General features: G+C 65.7%; 13 protein-coding genes and 1 pseudogene. 6 read left to right on the plus strand and 8 right to left on the minus strand.

Annotated features, from left to right (window positions below; genetic code table 11):
• Position 1 precedes the first annotated feature (1 nt).
• Positions 2-517 (plus strand): SRPBCC family protein, encoded by a 516-nt coding sequence (locus MMSP_RS18650; protein WP_020787878.1) that lies wholly within the window; start codon positions 2-4, stop codon positions 515-517.
• Between the two features lie 61 nt (positions 518-578).
• A complete protein-coding gene (locus tag MMSP_RS18655) occupies positions 579-1,463 on the plus strand; it encodes a neutral zinc metallopeptidase (protein ID WP_015355855.1) in 885 nt (294 codons plus the stop codon).
• A 49-nt stretch (positions 1,464-1,512) separates the two neighbouring features.
• Here MMSP_RS18655 and MMSP_RS18660 read toward each other — a convergent pair whose 3' ends face one another.
• Both MMSP_RS18660 and MMSP_RS18665 read right to left on the minus strand, forming a co-directional pair.
• Positions 1,513-2,403 carry a dihydrodipicolinate synthase family protein gene (locus MMSP_RS18660; RefSeq protein WP_020787879.1) on the minus strand — a complete coding sequence of 297 codons (891 nt, stop codon included), beginning with the start codon at positions 2,401-2,403 and terminating at the stop codon, positions 1,513-1,515.
• A 37-nt stretch (positions 2,404-2,440) separates the two neighbouring features.
• On the minus strand, positions 2,441-3,226 hold the full coding sequence (locus tag MMSP_RS18665; RefSeq protein ID WP_020787880.1) for an aldolase: 786 nt from the start codon (positions 3,224-3,226) through the stop codon (positions 2,441-2,443).
• Between the two features lie 92 nt (positions 3,227-3,318).
• Here MMSP_RS18665 and MMSP_RS18670 point away from each other — a divergent pair.
• Positions 3,319-3,861 (plus strand): annotated as a pseudogene (locus MMSP_RS18670) (helix-turn-helix domain-containing protein).
• Positions 3,862-3,872: 11 nt separating this feature from the next.
• Here MMSP_RS18670 and MMSP_RS18675 read toward each other — a convergent pair.
• Positions 3,873-4,355: a hypothetical protein gene (locus MMSP_RS18675; protein WP_174524046.1), complete on the minus strand. Its 483-nt coding sequence runs from the start codon at positions 4,353-4,355 to the stop codon at positions 3,873-3,875.
• 28 nt (positions 4,356-4,383) lie between these two features.
• Here MMSP_RS18675 and MMSP_RS18680 point away from each other — a divergent pair, with 28 nt between their 5' ends.
• The gene (locus MMSP_RS18680; RefSeq protein WP_036427405.1) at positions 4,384-5,229 is read left to right on the plus strand and encodes a patatin-like phospholipase family protein; all 846 of its coding nucleotides are present in this window, start codon (positions 4,384-4,386) and stop codon (positions 5,227-5,229) included.
• A 38-nt stretch (positions 5,230-5,267) separates the two neighbouring features.
• Positions 5,268-6,851 (plus strand): metallophosphoesterase family protein, encoded by a 1,584-nt coding sequence (locus tag MMSP_RS18685; protein WP_020787884.1) that lies wholly within the window; start codon positions 5,268-5,270, stop codon positions 6,849-6,851.
• A gap of 7 nt (positions 6,852-6,858) precedes the next feature.
• On the opposite strand, the gene MMSP_RS18690 is transcribed toward MMSP_RS18685, so the two are convergent.
• The 4 genes from MMSP_RS18690 to MMSP_RS18705 form a co-directional block, all read right to left on the minus strand.
• Positions 6,859-7,887 (minus strand): Rv2578c family radical SAM protein, encoded by a 1,029-nt coding sequence (locus MMSP_RS18690; RefSeq protein ID WP_020787885.1) that lies wholly within the window; start codon positions 7,885-7,887, stop codon positions 6,859-6,861.
• Between the two features lie 280 nt (positions 7,888-8,167).
• Entirely contained in the window at positions 8,168-9,631 is a 1,464-nt protein-coding gene (locus tag MMSP_RS18695; RefSeq protein WP_020787887.1) for an HNH endonuclease signature motif containing protein, read from the minus strand.
• Between the two features lie 64 nt (positions 9,632-9,695).
• Positions 9,696-10,958 (minus strand): histidine--tRNA ligase, encoded by a 1,263-nt coding sequence (gene hisS / locus MMSP_RS18700; protein ID WP_015355863.1) that lies wholly within the window; start codon positions 10,956-10,958, stop codon positions 9,696-9,698.
• Complete coding sequence (locus MMSP_RS18705; RefSeq protein ID WP_020787888.1) at positions 10,955-11,629, minus strand: MBL fold metallo-hydrolase; 675 nt, start codon at positions 11,627-11,629, stop codon at positions 10,955-10,957. Before MMSP_RS18705 ends, hisS begins: the two co-directional genes overlap by 4 nt.
• A gap of 140 nt (positions 11,630-11,769) precedes the next feature.
• Between MMSP_RS18705 and MMSP_RS18710 the strand changes: the two genes are divergently transcribed.
• Positions 11,770-12,657 carry a peptidylprolyl isomerase gene (locus MMSP_RS18710; RefSeq protein ID WP_020787889.1) on the plus strand — a complete coding sequence of 296 codons (888 nt, stop codon included), beginning with the start codon at positions 11,770-11,772 and terminating at the stop codon, positions 12,655-12,657.
• A 56-nt stretch (positions 12,658-12,713) separates the two neighbouring features.
• On the opposite strand, the gene MMSP_RS18715 is transcribed toward MMSP_RS18710, so the two are convergent.
• Positions 12,714-15,077: a bifunctional (p)ppGpp synthetase/guanosine-3',5'-bis(diphosphate) 3'-pyrophosphohydrolase gene (locus tag MMSP_RS18715; protein WP_020787890.1), complete on the minus strand. Its 2,364-nt coding sequence runs from the start codon at positions 15,075-15,077 to the stop codon at positions 12,714-12,716.
• Between the last annotated feature and the right edge of the window lie 75 nt (positions 15,078-15,152).

Raw genomic sequence — 15,152 nt, forward strand, 5'->3', positions numbered from 1 at the left:
CATGTTCCCGTGCGAGCGCGTCGACCTGAGCTTTGTCGAACCGGATTCCGGTCAAGCGCCCTTTCTCTACCGCAACAGCGTCGACCTCGCCATCACCCCCGAGCAGCTGTTTGAGGTGCTTTCCGACGCGGAGTCCTGGCCGAGCTGGGCACCGGTGATCACCAAGGTGACCTGGACCAGTCCCCCGCCCTTCCGCGTCGGCACCACACGTACCGTCGAGATGCGCGGGGGCCTGGTCGGCAACGAGGAGTTCATCGCCTGGGAGCCGTTCAGCCACATGGCGTTTCGGTTCAATGAATGCTCGACGCAGGCCGTCGCGGCATTCGCCGAGGATTACCGGGTCGAGGTCATCCCGGGCGGTTGCCGACTGACCTGGACCATGGCGCAAAAGCCCGCCGGCCCGGCGCGGCTGGGCATGATGTTGTCCGGTCCGCTGCTCAACCTGGGATTACGGCGCTTCTTACGCAAACTGCGCAGTTACACCGACGCCCGGTTCGAGGTGCCGCAGCAGCGTTAGGCTGGTGCCGCCCGGGTAGCCCAGCGCCCAGCCCGACGGCGGGCCAGATTTGGAGCGTGCGATGACCTTTAACGAGGGTATGCAGATCGACACCAGCGCCACGTCATCCTCGGGCGGTGGCGGGTTTGGCCGGATGGCCATCGGCGGCGGCATCGGCGGCCTGTTGATCGTCGTGGTCGCGATGTTTCTCGGTGTCGATCCGGGTGGCGTGCTGAGCCAGCAACCCATGGACGACCGCGACGTGGTGGCTCCCGGATTCGACCTGAGCCAGTGCAAGACGGGCGCCGACGCCAACAAGTACGTGCAGTGCCGGGTGGTGGCCACCGGAAACTCTCTGGACGCGGTGTGGACGCAGCTGATGCCCGATCGGTACACGCGCCCGCATCTGCGCCTATTCAGCGGCCAGGTCAGCACCGGGTGCGGGCCGGCCAGCAGCGAAGTCGGCCCGTTCTACTGCCCGGTGGACCAGACGGCATATTTCGACACCGACTTCTTTCAGCTGCTTGTCACCGAATTCGGTTCCAGTGGTGGGCCGTTCGCGCAGGAATACGTGGTGGCCCATGAATACGGCCATCACGTGCAGAACCTGCTGGGCGTGCTGGGCCGCGCCCAACAGGGAGCCAAAGGCGCCGGGGGCAATGGCGTGCGCACCGAGTTGCAGGCCGACTGTTACGCGGGGGTCTGGGCACACTATGCGTCTACCGTCCGGCAAGAAAGTACCGGCGTCCCCTTCCTGGAGCCGTTGAGCGACAAGGATATCCAAGACGCGCTCTCAGCCGCGGCATCGGTGGGCGACGATCGCATCCAGCAGCAGGTGGCCGGACGCAGCAACCCCGAGACGTGGACGCACGGCTCCTCGGCGCAACGGCAGAAGTGGTTCACCGTCGGGTATCAGACCGGCGACCCCAACAAATGTGACACCTTCAGCGCCACCAACCTGGGCTAGAGATCGGTTGCCCAATAACGCAACCGACGCCGACCAATCGCTTCGCGGCTCAGCAGCCGGCTAGTAGGCGGCCCAGCTTGGCCCGTCCGTGCTCGTCGAGCGGCAGCAACGGCGAGCGCGGATCCCCGACCGGGAATCCGAGCAGCCCCAGACCGGCTTTCACCGTGGTGGCCAGCCTGCCCGCGACGATGAACTCCAGCAGCGGCTTGAGGTCGTCGTAGAGAATCTGGGCCTTCTCCAGATCCCCGGCGCACACCGCTTCGTACAGATCGATGCATGGCTGGGGCCACAAGTTGGGTGCGGCCGTGCACCATCCGGCGGCACCAACTTTCAACGCGTCGAGCACCAGCGGGTTGGAGCCGTTGTAGAACGGCAGCCGGCCGCCACTGAGTTCGGCGATGCGCCGCATCCGGGACAGGTCGCCGGTGGACTCCTTGACCATGGTGAGGTTGTCGATGCTTTCAAACATCCTGACCAACAGTTCGGGGCGCATGTCCACACCGCTGGTGGCCGGGTTGTTGTAAGCCATGATCGGGATGGTGATGGCGTCGCCAACGCTGCGGTAGTGCTGGAAGATCTCGTGTTCGTTGAGCTTCCAGTAGGACACCGGCAGGATCATCACCGCGTCAGCACCGACGTGTTGCGCGTAGCGCGCGCGCCGAATGGTCTTGGCAGTAGTGACATCCGAGACGCCCACGACAACGGGTAGCCGGCCGCTGACCGCCGCGACCGCGGTGTCAACCGCGGTATCGAACTCGGCCTCGTCGAGGTAGGCCAGTTCCCCGGTGCTGCCCAGCGCGGCGATCGCATGGACTCCCGAGCACACCAGCCGATCGACAAGTGCCGCCAGCCGGCGCGCATCGACGTCGCCCTCGGCGGTAAAGGGCGTGACCGGGTAGGCGATGATCCCGTGAATCGTGGGCTCACCAGGTTCTGCCATAGCTAGCTCCTTTGGCTTTGGTGAACGGATTGACCAATCAGCTGCTCAGCGCATCGGGGTGACGGGCCAGTGCGCGACGCGCGTAGTAGGCAAAGTTCGCCCGGCTGCGGGAAGGTGTCAGGGTCCAATCGTGAGCCTCGCGGGCCAGTTGGTCCGGTAGTTCGGCGATTGTTCCCGCACTCATGGCCGCCAGTTGCAGTTTGGCGGCGCGTTCGATCAGGACCGCCAGCGTGCAGGCCTCCTCGATGCTGACGCCGGCTATCAACTGCCCGTGGTGCGCAAGAAGGATCGCCTTCTTGTTTCCCAATGCGGCGCTGATGATCTCGCCTTCCTCGTTACCCACCGGCACGCCTGGCCAGTCGGCGAGGAAAGCGCAGTCGTCATAGAGCGGCGTGGTGTCCATGTGCGAAACGACCAGCGGCACCTTCAGCATCGACAACGCCGCGGTGTGGAACCCATGGGTATGAACGATGCACTGCACGTCCGGCCGTTCGCGGTAGATCCAGCTGTGAAATCGATTTGCCGGGTTGGCCATTGCGGAGCCCTCGAGAACATTGAGGTCCTCGTCGACCAACAGCAAGTTGTCTTCGGTGATCTCGTCGAATCTCAAGCCGAGTTGTTGGGTGTAATAGGTGCCGGGCCGCTGCGCACGCGCGGTGATCTGCCCGGCCAGACCGGAATCGTGGCCGGCGTCGAACAATGCCCGGCAGGTCAACGCGACCTTTTGCCGGGTGGTCAGCTGAGATTCGGGCGTCTGGGCATCGAGGCGTTCCTGGGCCCGTCGCATCAATTCGGACTTGGAATCGGAGAAAGTGGTTGCCATCCGAGGCTCCCTTGCATATCGTTGATATGACACGATAGTAGCACTATAGGAAACTTTGTGTCCTCGAATTTTGGCGGGTTAGGAGCTGGACAGTGACAGCACTGCTGCGCGCGGTCCGCCGGCAGCGCGGGCTCGCCCTGGAACAACTCGCCCAGCGAGCCGGGCTCACCAAGAGCTACCTGTCCAAGATCGAGCGGGGACAGAGCACGCCCTCGATCGCGGTGGCGCTCAAGGTCGCGCGGGGACTCGACGTCGACGTCGGGCGGCTCTTCTCAGACGAGTCCGCCCACGAGACGATCACCGTCGACCGCGCCCACGACCGTCTAGGGCCCTAATCCGGGCGCTACCACGTGCTGGCGTCGACGCAACTTGGAAAAACCATGTCGCCGTTTGTTGTTCGGCCGACCGCCGGGCAGGACTGCGCCTCCGACGGTCCGCATCCGGAGCACACCGGCCAGGAGTTCGTCTTTGTGCACACGGGCAGCGTCGAACTCGACTACGGCGACCAGACCATCACGCTCGGCACCGGCGACAGCGCCTACTTCGACGCCTCGGTCGGCCACAAGCTAAGGGCGGTCGGCACCGAACGGGCCGAAGTCGTGGTGGTCGCGGGGGCCGAACTCGGCGGCCGGTGACTAGCGGAGCGTTACCACGGCCGGGTCGAGCAGGTGACTCCGCTGCCACCGTTCTGCGACACCACCACCTGTCCGTCGACGGCGATCTCGCAGTGGAATTCGGGATTGATCCGAAGGCCACCGCTGGCCGTGACGATGGCCCACTGACTCGGGTTCTGCAGTGTGGCCGTGTAGACCAACGGTTGGCCGCCGGTGATCGGGGTGTGCACGGAGGTCAGGTATTTCGAGGAATCGGCATCAAACGCCGACTGGCTGGGCGGATCGACATTCATGTACTGAATGTTGGCGGTCAGATCGCTGGTGGTCGTGACCGTGTAAGTCACCTGATGCCCAGCTGGATCTGCATGAGCGATCGCGGGCGTAGCTACCACCGCGGCAATCGCGACCACCGCCCCCGTCACTGAGACCGCGCTCGCCCTCTTTCGCACGTTCGTCATATCGAAAACGCTACCGGATTCGTTACCGATGGCCGCGGTCCGCAATTCGTCCGACATGGCGGGTAATCGTCCCTACGATGCAAGCGTGACCACCGCATTCGTCTTGTCCGGCGGCGCAAGCCTCGGAGCGATACAGGTCGGGATGCTGCAAGCCTTGGCCGACGAAGGCATCACACCAGACCTGATCATCGGCACCTCGGTCGGCGCGCTCAACGGTGGGTGGATCGCGTCGCGGCCCGATGCTGCCGGGATTCGGGCTCTGGCCGGATTGTGGCGGTCCCTCACCCGAAAAGAGATATTTCCCACTCAACCGGTCACCGGGGTGATGGGCTTCCTCGGCCGGCGCCAGCACTTGGTCCCCAACACGGGTCTGCGGCGCATCCTCAGCAGGGAACTTGAATTCACCAATCTCGAGGATGCACCGATCCCGCTGCACGTGGTGGCCACCGACGTCATCTCCGGCACCGACGTATTGCTGTCCTCCGGCAACGCCGTCGATGCGATCGCAGCCAGCGCAGCCATTCCCGGGATATTCCCCCCGGTCAGCATCAACGGGCGTGAGCTCATCGACGGCGGTGTGGTGAACAACACCCCGGTGTCGCACGCGGTGGCGCTGGGGGCCGACAAGATCTGGGTATTGCCGACCGGCTATTCGTGCGATCTGCAGACCTTGCCAGCCTCGGCGGTCACAATGGTCCTGCACGCGATGACGCTGGCGGTCAACCACCGCCTCGCCGTCGATATCGAGCGCTTCGAGCAGACCGTCGATCTGCGCGTCATTCGGCCGCTTTGTCCGGTATCCATATCCGGAGCCGACTTCTCGCAATCGGCAACCCTTATCCCGCGCTCGCACCAGGCCACCCGCGAGTGGCTGGCGACGAATCCGGCGCGCATCGGACAGGCCGCACTACTCAAGCCGCACCTGCACTAGCCAACCGGTGTTAACCCGACTGGGGTATGAAGGCAGTAATGCCCGACGATCTGGATCAACCCGATGACCCGCAACCCGTGGGACCCAGCCGCCGCAAGTTGCTGACGACGGGTCTTGCGTCGGCCGCCGTCGGAGCGGGCATCGGCCTGGGCGGGGCGGCACTGCTGCGGCCCGGGCGCGGTCCCAGTGTCTGGTATCAGCCCGATCGCACCAGCGCGCAACCGGTTGGCGGTCTGCATCTGCAATATGGCAAGAACGCCGCCACCGAGGTCGTCGTGTCGTGGCACAGCGTTGACGCGGTCCAGAATCCGCGAGTCATGCGGGAAATCCCCGCGTCCGGGTTCGGCCGCGTCGTCAGCGCCGAGACCCGAACCTATCGGGATGCGAAGTCCAATACCGAGGTTCGCGTCAACCACGCCCGGCTAACCAACCTCACACCAGATAGCGACTACGTATACGCCGCGGTCCACGACGGCGCGGATCCACAACTGGGCACCGTGCGAACCGCGCCATTGGGGCGAAAACCGCTGCGCTTCAACAGCTTCGGGGATCAAGGCATGCCAACACTGGGCAGGTTCTCCGACGGTCGATACGTGAGCGACAACGGCGGAACGCCTGCCGCGGGCGACATCACCATCGCGATCGAGCGCATGGCCCCGTTGTTCAACCTAGTCAACGGCGACCTGTGCTACGCAAACATGGCACACGACCGCATTCGCACCTGGTCGGACTGGCTGGAAACCAACGGCCGTTCAGCGCGTTACCGGCCATGGATGCCCGCGGCCGGCAATCACGAAAATGAATTGGGCAATGGGCCAATCGGTTACGGCGCCTACCAAACCTATTTCTCGGTGCCCGACTCTGGGGCCAGCCAGGAGTTGCGCGGGCTGCGGTACTCCTTCACCGCCGGCTCGGTGCGGGTGATCAGCCTGAGCAACGATGATGTGTGTTTTCAGGACGCCGGCAGCTCCTACGTACACGGCTATTCGGGTGGTGAGCAAAGACGTTGGCTGCAAACCGAACTCGCCGCGGCGCGCCGCGACCCGGCGGTCGACTGGGTGATCGTGTGCATGCACCAGACGGCCATCTCGACCGCCGATCATTTCAACGGCGCCGACCTGGGCATCCGACAGGAGTGGCTGCCGTTGTTCGACCAATACGAGGTCGATCTCGTGTTGTGCGGCCATGAGCACCACTACGAGCGGTCACATCCGCTGCGCGGCGCGATGGACACCCAGACCCGAACGCCGATCCCCGTGGACACCCGCGGTGACGTGATCGACGCGACCCGGGGAACGGTGCACCTGGTCATCGGTTGCGGGGGGCGGTCGCTGACCAGCAACCAGTTGTTCTTCCCCGAACCCCGCTGCCGGGTCGTGACCGCGGTCGGCCCATACGATCCCGGCGAGCGGTCCCGGCCATCGATCTACGTGCTCGAGGACGCACCATGGTCGGCGTTCCGTGACCACGACAACCCCTACGGCTTTGCGGCCTTCGATGTCGATCCCGGCCAACCCGGCGGCCACACATCGATCAAGGCGACGCACTACGCGGTGACCGGGTTGTTCGGGGCGACCACGGTTGTCGACGAATTCACGCTGACCAAGCCGCGTGGTGATTAACGCCGCGTCAAAATAGGGTCGCCTGCTCGGGAACGGGCATGACCTCCGCTTCGGCGACCGGCGAGGACGGGCGCGGGGTACCGCCCAGCCGATGCTTGGCGACCAGTGGCGCCACGCGTTGCCTGAGCATGTCGCGGTAGTACGGCGGCAAGTAGGCGCCGCGCAGATGCAGCTCCCGATAGGTGCCGACGAGGTCCGGGTGCGCCCGGGCCAGCCAGGACATGAACCAACCGCGCGTCGCTCCGCGCAGATGCAGCCCGAAAGCCGTGACACCGGTAGCACCGGCCGCCGCGATCTGGCCGAGCAAGAGATCGAGGTGCGCAGCGGAGTCGGTGAGGTGCGGTAGTACCGGGGCAACCATCACATGACAATCCAGACCGGCGTCGCGGATTGCGGCGATCAGACCCAGCCGGGCCTGCGGGGCCGGCGTGCCGGGCTCGATCTCCTTGTGCAGGTCCGGGTCGGCGATGGCCAGCGACACGGCCACCGACACCGGCACCTGCCCGGACACCTCGTCCAGCAGTGGCAGATCCCGGCGCAGCAGTGTGCCCTTGGTCAGGATGGACAGCGGGGTTCCCGATCCGGCGAGCGCGCCAATGATTCCCGGCATCAGCGCGTAACGGCCCTCCGCGCGCTGGTAGGGATCGGTGTTGGTGCCGAGCGCGACGGTCTCGCGCCGCCACGATGGCCGGCGCAACTCGCGGCGCAGCACTTCGGCGACATTGGTCTTGACCACGATCTGGGTATCGAAATCCGCACCCGAGTCGAAGTCGAGGTACTCATGGGTGGGACGGGCGAAACAGTAACGACAGGCATGCATGCAGCCGCGGTAGCCGTTGACGGTGTAGCGGAAAGGCAACGCGGCGGCGTTGGGCACCTTGTTCAGCGCGGACTTGCAGAGCACTTCATGAAACGTCATGCCCTCGAAGTGCGGCGAGCGGACGCTTCGAACCAACCCGATGCGCTGCAGCCCGGGTAGCGCTCCGTCATCGACGGGCTCCCCGTTGACCGCCAGGGCCTGGGCACACCAGCGCATACCACATATTCGAACACTAGTTCGATTTCTAGTCAAGCGCCCGACTAACTCGCTTTTGCCGCCCGGGATAGTCACCTAGACCTGCCCGTCGAGCGCGCATCAGGCGGGTCTCGGCGGTGGCGTTTGCAATGAAGCCGGCGCCGACCCGCCCATGAACTCGATGAAGTTCGCGAAAGGTGGCTTGCTACCGGAATTCAGGTCGCAGCGATAGTCGTCTGAGCTCGACAACACAGAACGAAGTACATCGCTTGCACGCATCTTTGACGGCGCAACGAGCCAGCTAGAAGGGCGGCGGTTCCTCGGCAGCGGCGCAGGTGCGGGTCTGCAAGTCCGAACCCTGCGCGAACACGGTGCGGGGTTGGCGCGCCTGCCGGTTGCGACGGCGTTCGGTAGCGATCAGATGGGCCCGTTGCTGAGCCCGAGTGCGACGCCGTTGGGGCATCATCGCGCCCCGACCGTCGCCACAAGCGCCCTGCGCGGCCGACCTCGTGGGCACGCGGCCGGTGGGTGCACACAGCGAGGGGAACAACCACGCGCTACCCGGGGTGGTGACATAGACATGCCCGTCGGGCAGACCCCAGATCACGGTTCCATCGGGCAACTGCTGGTCGCGCCAACCCCAGAACGTCTTCAGCAGATGGTGTTTGCGGCATAGGCATTTCAGGTTCGAGGGGTGCGTGAGGCCGCCAGCCGCGTAGGGCACCGTGTGGTCGACGTCGCAGTCGGCGGCCGGGCGGTCACACCCGGGAGCCCGGCAAGTGAGGTCGCGACAGCGCACAAAGTCAGCCAGTTGCGCCGATGGGGTGTATCTCGGTTCGGCAATCTCGGCCGGCCGGATCACGGGCACCAGCCTGGCGGACTTGGCTAGCTCGGCGACCAACTCGGCCGGGACAAGCCACTCCGACCCCGCCAGCACGCCCGGCGCGGTCCCCGCGCCCTCGACGCTGGCCCGCTCGGCAATGACATGTATCACGATGTTGCTCGAACGCTCCGGTTCCGACACCGCGCACTGAGCCGACCCACAACCGCACACCAGCCGCTCGATACCGGCGGCCAGCGCCCCCAACGCGTCGGCGCGCCGCTGCTTGCGCGTGCGCGGATCGGCCGCACACACGGTGGCCACCAACTCATCGAGTCGCCGATCAAGGGCTTGCCCAGCGGTGGCAACCACACTGCCCTCCACCCAGGCCATTCCCGAACCATTCCCAATGACGTCGACGTACCGGTCCGAGGCCGCCTTGTGCGCCTGGCGCACCGCGTCATGATCGACCTTGGTGACAATCTGGTCGACCGCCGCGCCCAGCCCACCGCGCGTCAGCGAGGGGCGACGCGATACCAGCGCCGCCACCTGGGCATCCACCTTGGCCAACACGTCGGCATCGGCGATCAGATCGGTGCGAAACACAATTGTCTGAAAGCTCCGATAGTCGATGTCACCGGACTCGAACACCTTGCCGACCAGCGGCAGCCGATCCCGCATCGCCATCGCATAGCGCAGATAGCTCGCCCCCATCGCCACGCTGCAGCGCAACCTGGCCGATACCTGGGCGGCGACCGCCTCCCAGGTATCGGTTGCCCACTGGGCCCGCTCCCCCGACTCGCGGCACCGCAGTACGAACAACTCCCCGATCGCCACCAGGCGCCCGGCCGCTGACTGCGCCTCTGACCGCGCGGCCTCACCCACCCGATCCAGCAACGCCGCCGACTCGGATGTCGCACGACTGGCGTACCAGAATTCGAACATACATTCGATACTACCACGGGGGTGCGACACGAACGGCGATCGCCCCGACGGGGGCGCGGCCGGGCTAGCGTCCGAGCTTGGAAATCACGTCGTCGACAACCGAATCCGTCGACACCGATACCTGCTCGCCGGTACCGAGGTCCTTCACCCCGACCGTGCCCGCCTCGATGTCGCGATCCCCGGCGACCAGCGCAACGCGCGCACCGGAGCGGTCAGCCGCACGCATCGCGCCCTTGAGCCCACGGTCACCGTAGGCGAGGTCGACGCGAACACCCGAGGCCCGGAGCTGCCCGGCCAGCACCGCCAGCGTCAGCTTCGCCTGCTCGCTCAATGGCACCCCGAACACGTCGCAGCGGGCGCTCTCCCCCACGCTCTTGCCTTCGGCGCGCAACGCCAGCATCGTCCGATCGACACCCAGCCCGAACCCGATGCCCGACAGGTCCTGCCCGCCCAACTGCTTCATCAGGCCGTCGTAGCGGCCCCCGCCACCGATGCCGGACTGTGCGCCCAACCCGTCGTGCACGAATTCGAAGGTGGTCTTGGTGTAGTAGTCGAGCCCGCGCACCATGCGCGGGTTGATGACATAGGGCACCCTGAGCGCGTCCAGATGCGCCAGCACCGTGTCAAAGTGCTGCTTGGCGACATCGGAGAGGTGGTCGAGCAGCACCGGGGCCTCGGCGGTCATCGCCCGCACCTCCGGGCGCTTGTCGTCGAGCACCCGCAATGGGTTGAGTGCAGCGCGCCGGCGGGTCTCATCGTCGAGGTCCAAACCGAACAGAAACTCCTGCAACAGTTCTCGGTACTGCGGCCGACAGGTCTCATCACCGAGCGAAGTGATTTCCAACCGGAACCCGTCCAGCCCCAGCGAACGGAAGCCCGCGTCGGCGATGGCGATCACCTCGGCGTCCAGCGCCGGATCGTCCACCCCGATCGCCTCCACGCCAACCTGCTGCAACTGGCGATACCGGCCGGCCTGCGGACGCTCGTAGCGGAAGAACGGACCCGCGTAACACAGCTTGACCGGCAGCGCCCCACGGTCCAGGCCGTGTTCGATCACCGCCCGCACCACCCCAGCGGTGCCCTCGGGCCGCAGCGTCACCGAACGGTCACCACGGTCGGCAAACGTGTACATCTCTTTGGACACCACGTCGGTTGATTCACCCACGCCACGGGCAAACAGCGCGGTGTCCTCGAAGATCGGCAGTTCGATGTGGCCGTAGCCGGCCCGGCGGGCGGCCGTCAGCAGGCCGTCGCGCACCGCCACAAACTGCGCCGAGTCCGGTGGCACGTAGTCCGGCACGCCTTTGGGAGCACAGAATTCCGTCACGTGCTCAACCCTTCCAGGAACGGGTTGAAGCGCCGTTCGGCACCGATGCTGGTGGAGTTGCCGTGCCCGGGAAGCACCACGGTCTTGTCGTCGAGCACCAGCAGCTTGTCGACGATCGAACGCAGCAGGTCACGGCCGCTGCCTCCGAACAGATCGGAGCGGCCGATGGAGCGCTCGAACAGCGTGTCGCCGGTGAATACGACGTCGCGGTCATCTTTGGCCGCCTGCGGCACCCGAAAGCACACCGATCCGCGGGTGTGCCCGGGTGTGTGATCCACGTTGACGCAGATGTTGCCGAGGTCGATCTTGTCGCCGTCGCAGTCCAGTTCGACGACCTGTTTGGGCTCACGGAAGAAGGCACCGGCGAACAGCTGTGCCACCCGCGGCCCCAGGCCGTAGATGGGGTCTTTGAGCATGAATCGGTCCTCGGGATGGATGTAGGTCGGGCAGCCGAACGTATCCGAGACCTTCTGAGCGGACCACATGTGGTCGATGTGCCCGTGGGTGATCAACACCGCGGCCGGAGTCAGCCGGTTCTTGTCCAGAATGCGACGCAGTTGGCCCATCGCACGCTGGCCGGGGTCGACGATGATAGCGTCCGTTCCAGGCCGCTCGGCCAGCACGTAACAATTGCACTGCAACACGCCGGCGGGAAATCCGGTGATCAACACGATTCCCAGTTTCCCATTCCCGCGGACCGGCGACGATATGGGCCAACACCGTGGGGTGCTTGACAAGGGTTTCGGCGCTGACATTAGCCTGGGCTGGCCACTCGGCCCGATTCACCGGACAAGCAGGGAGGCCATCGGCCGTGCCGACCAACCAGCAGCGACGTGCCACAGCCAAGCGCAAACTAGAGCGGCAGCTGGAGCGCCGCGCCAAGCAGGCCAAGCGCCGGCGGATCCTGATGATCGTGGGTAGCGCAGTGGCCGCGGTCGCCGTGATCGCCGCCGTAGTGGTCGTTGTGGTGATCAACAAGGGCGATCACAAGACCACCGCCTCCGCGAGCCCCAGCAGTTCCGAGCCGACCAGCTCCGCCGCTGCACCCGCCGACGACTCGGTACCGCCGCTGCCGGCGTTCAAGCCTTCGGCCAACCTCGGTGCCAACTGCCAATACCCGGCATCCCTGGACAAGGCCGCCAAGCCGGCCAAGCCGCCGCGGTCGGGCAAGGTGCCGACCGAACCGGCCCAGGTGAGCGCGAGCATGATGACCAGCCAAGGAAAGGTCGGCCTCATGCTGGCCAACAACGAATCACCTTGCACGGTAAACAGTTTCGCCAGCCTGGCGCAGCAGGGCTTCTTCAAGGACACCAAGTGCCATCGGCTGACCACCTCGCCGACGCTGTCGGTGCTGCAGTGCGGCGACCCGAAGGGCGACGGAACGGGCGGTCCGGGTTACCAATTCGCCAACGAGTACCCCACCGACCAGTACCCGCCCAACGACCCGGCACTGCGCCAGCCGGTGATCTATCCGCGCGGCACCCTGGCCATGGCCAATGCCGGCCCGGATACCAACAGCAGCCAGTTCTTCATGGTCTATCGCGACTCGCAGCTACCGCCGCAGTACACCGTGTTCGGCACCATCCAAGCCGACGGGCTGGAAACGCTGGACAAGATCGCCAAGGCCGGTGTCGCCGGTGGCGGCGAGGACGGACCGCCAGCACTTGATGTGACCATCAAGTCGGTGTTCCTCGACTAGCCGGAAAGCGCCGTGAACGGCCTCGGTAGCCGCCGCTAGGCGGCTCCAGGCCGTCTCTAGGCGGCCGAAGTCACCCGGTAGACGTCGTACACGCCCTCCACGTTGCGCACGACGTTGAGTAGATGCCCCAGGTGCTTGGGGTCGCCCATTTCGAAGGTGAACCGGCTGATCGCCACCCGGTCACCCGAGGTGGTCACCGACGCCGACAGGATGTTGACCTTCTCGTCGGCCAGCACTCGGGTCACATCCGACAGCAACCGGTGCCGGTCCAGTGCCTCCACCTGAATGGCGACCAGGAACACCGACGACGGCGACGGCGCCCAATGCACCTCGATAATGCGCTCGGACTGCTGTTTGAGCGACTCCGCGTTGGTGCAGTCGGTGCGATGCACGCTGACTCCGCCACCGCGGGTCACAAAACCCATGATGTTGTCGCCGGGAACCGGTGTGCAGCACTTAGCCAGCTTGGTCATTACGCCCGGGGCACCGGGCACCGAGACCCCGACATCGTCGGAGCTGCGCGGACGGCGCGGGATGGTGGTCGGCGTGGCCCGCTCGGCGAGCTCCTCCTCGGCCTGGTCGATGCCGCCAAGCTCGGCCAGCAGCCGTTGCATGGCATGGCGGGCAGACACGTGCCCCTCGCCAATGGCGGTGTAGAGCGCCGACACATCGGTGTAGTGCAGCTCACGGGCAACCGCCCCCATGGACTCGCCATTGACCAAGCGCTGCAACGGAAGCCCACCGCGGCGCACTTCGCGCGCAATCGCCTCCTTACCCGCCTCCAGCGCCTCCTCACGCCGCTCTTTGGCGAACCACTGCCGGATCTTGGTCTCGGCGCGTGGCGAGACGACGAACTGCTGCCAGTCCCGCGATGGCCCGGCATTGGGCGCCTTGGAGGTGAAAACCTCTACCACTTCGCCGTTTTCCAGCTGGCGTTCCAGTGCCACCAGCCGCCCGTTGACCCTGGCGCCGATGCAGCGGTGGCCAACCTCGGTGTGCACCGCATAGGCGAAGTCCACCGGTGTCGATCCGGTGGGCAAGGTGATGACATCACCCTTGGGTGTGAACACAAAAATCTCTTGTACGGCAAGGTCGTAACGCAACGACTCCAGGAACTCGCCCGGGTCGGCGGCCTCCCGCTGCCAGTCGAGCAGTTGACGCATCCACGCCATGTCGTCGATCTCGGCTGCCGCATGTGGATGGGGAACACCGTTGCGGCCCTTGGCCTCTTTGTAGCGCCAGTGCGCGGCGATGCCGTATTCGGCGGTGCGGTGCATGTCGCGGGTGCGGATCTGCACCTCCAGCGGCTTGCCCTCCGGGCCGACCACGGTGGTGTGCAACGACTGGTACACACCGTATCTGGGCTGGGCGATGTAGTCCTTGAACCGCCCCGCCATCGGCTGCCACAGCGAATGCACCACGCCCACAGCGGCATAGCAGTCCCGGATCTCGTCGCACAGGATGCGGATGCCGACCAGGTCGTGGATGTCGTCGAAGTCGCGGCCCTTGACGATCATCTTCTGGTAGATCGACCAATAGTGCTTGGGGCGCCCCTCCACGGTGGCCTTGATCTTCGATGCACTCAGCGTGGCGATGATCTCGGCACGGACCTTGGCCAGGTAGGTGTCGCGCGACGGCGCTCGGCCGGCCACCAGACGCACGATCTCGTCATACTTCTTGGGATGCAGGATGGCGAACGACAGGTCTTCGAGCTCCCACTTGACGCTGGCCATCCCCAGTCGATGCGCCAGGGGGGCAATGACTTCCAATGTCTCGCGGGCCTTGCGTGCCTGCTTCTCCGGGGGCAGAAAGCGCATGGTGCGCATGTTGTGCAACCGGTCGGCCACCTTGATCACCAGCACCCGCGGATCGCGAGCCATGGCGGTGATCATTTTGCGGATGGTCTCGCCTTCGGCGGCGCTACCGAGCACGACCCGGTCCAGCTTGGTCACCCCGTCGACAAGATGGCCCACCTCCTCGCCGAACTCTTCGGAAAGCGCCTCGAGGGTGTATCCGGTGTCTTCGACGGTGTCGTGCAGCAGCGCCGCCACCAGGGTGGTGCTGTCCATGCCCAACTCGGCCAGGATGTTGGCAACCGCCAGCGGGTGGGTGATGTAAGGATCACCGGAATGCCGGAACTGGCCGGCGTGGCGCTGGTCGGCGACCTCGTAAGCCCGCTGCAGCAGCGAAAGGTCGGCCTTGGGGTACACCTCGCGGTGCACCGCCACCAATGGCTCGAGAACCGGGTTGATGGCGCTGCGCTGAGCGGTTATCCGGCGGGCCAGCCGGGCACGCACCCGACGGGAGGCGCTGCTGGTTGTCTTGAGGGTCTCAGCCGGCGCCGCCTCGGGCGCCTCTACCACCGGTGGCGACTCGACGGACGGCACGACTGCCTGCGTCGTGCTTTGGTCATCGGCCACCGTCGTCACCTCCGACCTAGAGGATATCTCCAAAGTTGGACTTGCCCCGCTCGTTCTCGGCCGCTGCCGGCGCAG

The sequence above is a fragment of the Mycobacterium sp. 012931 genome (assembly GCF_000419295.1).
In the GTDB taxonomy this organism is placed as follows: Bacteria; Actinomycetota; Actinomycetes; order Mycobacteriales; family Mycobacteriaceae; genus Mycobacterium; species Mycobacterium marinum.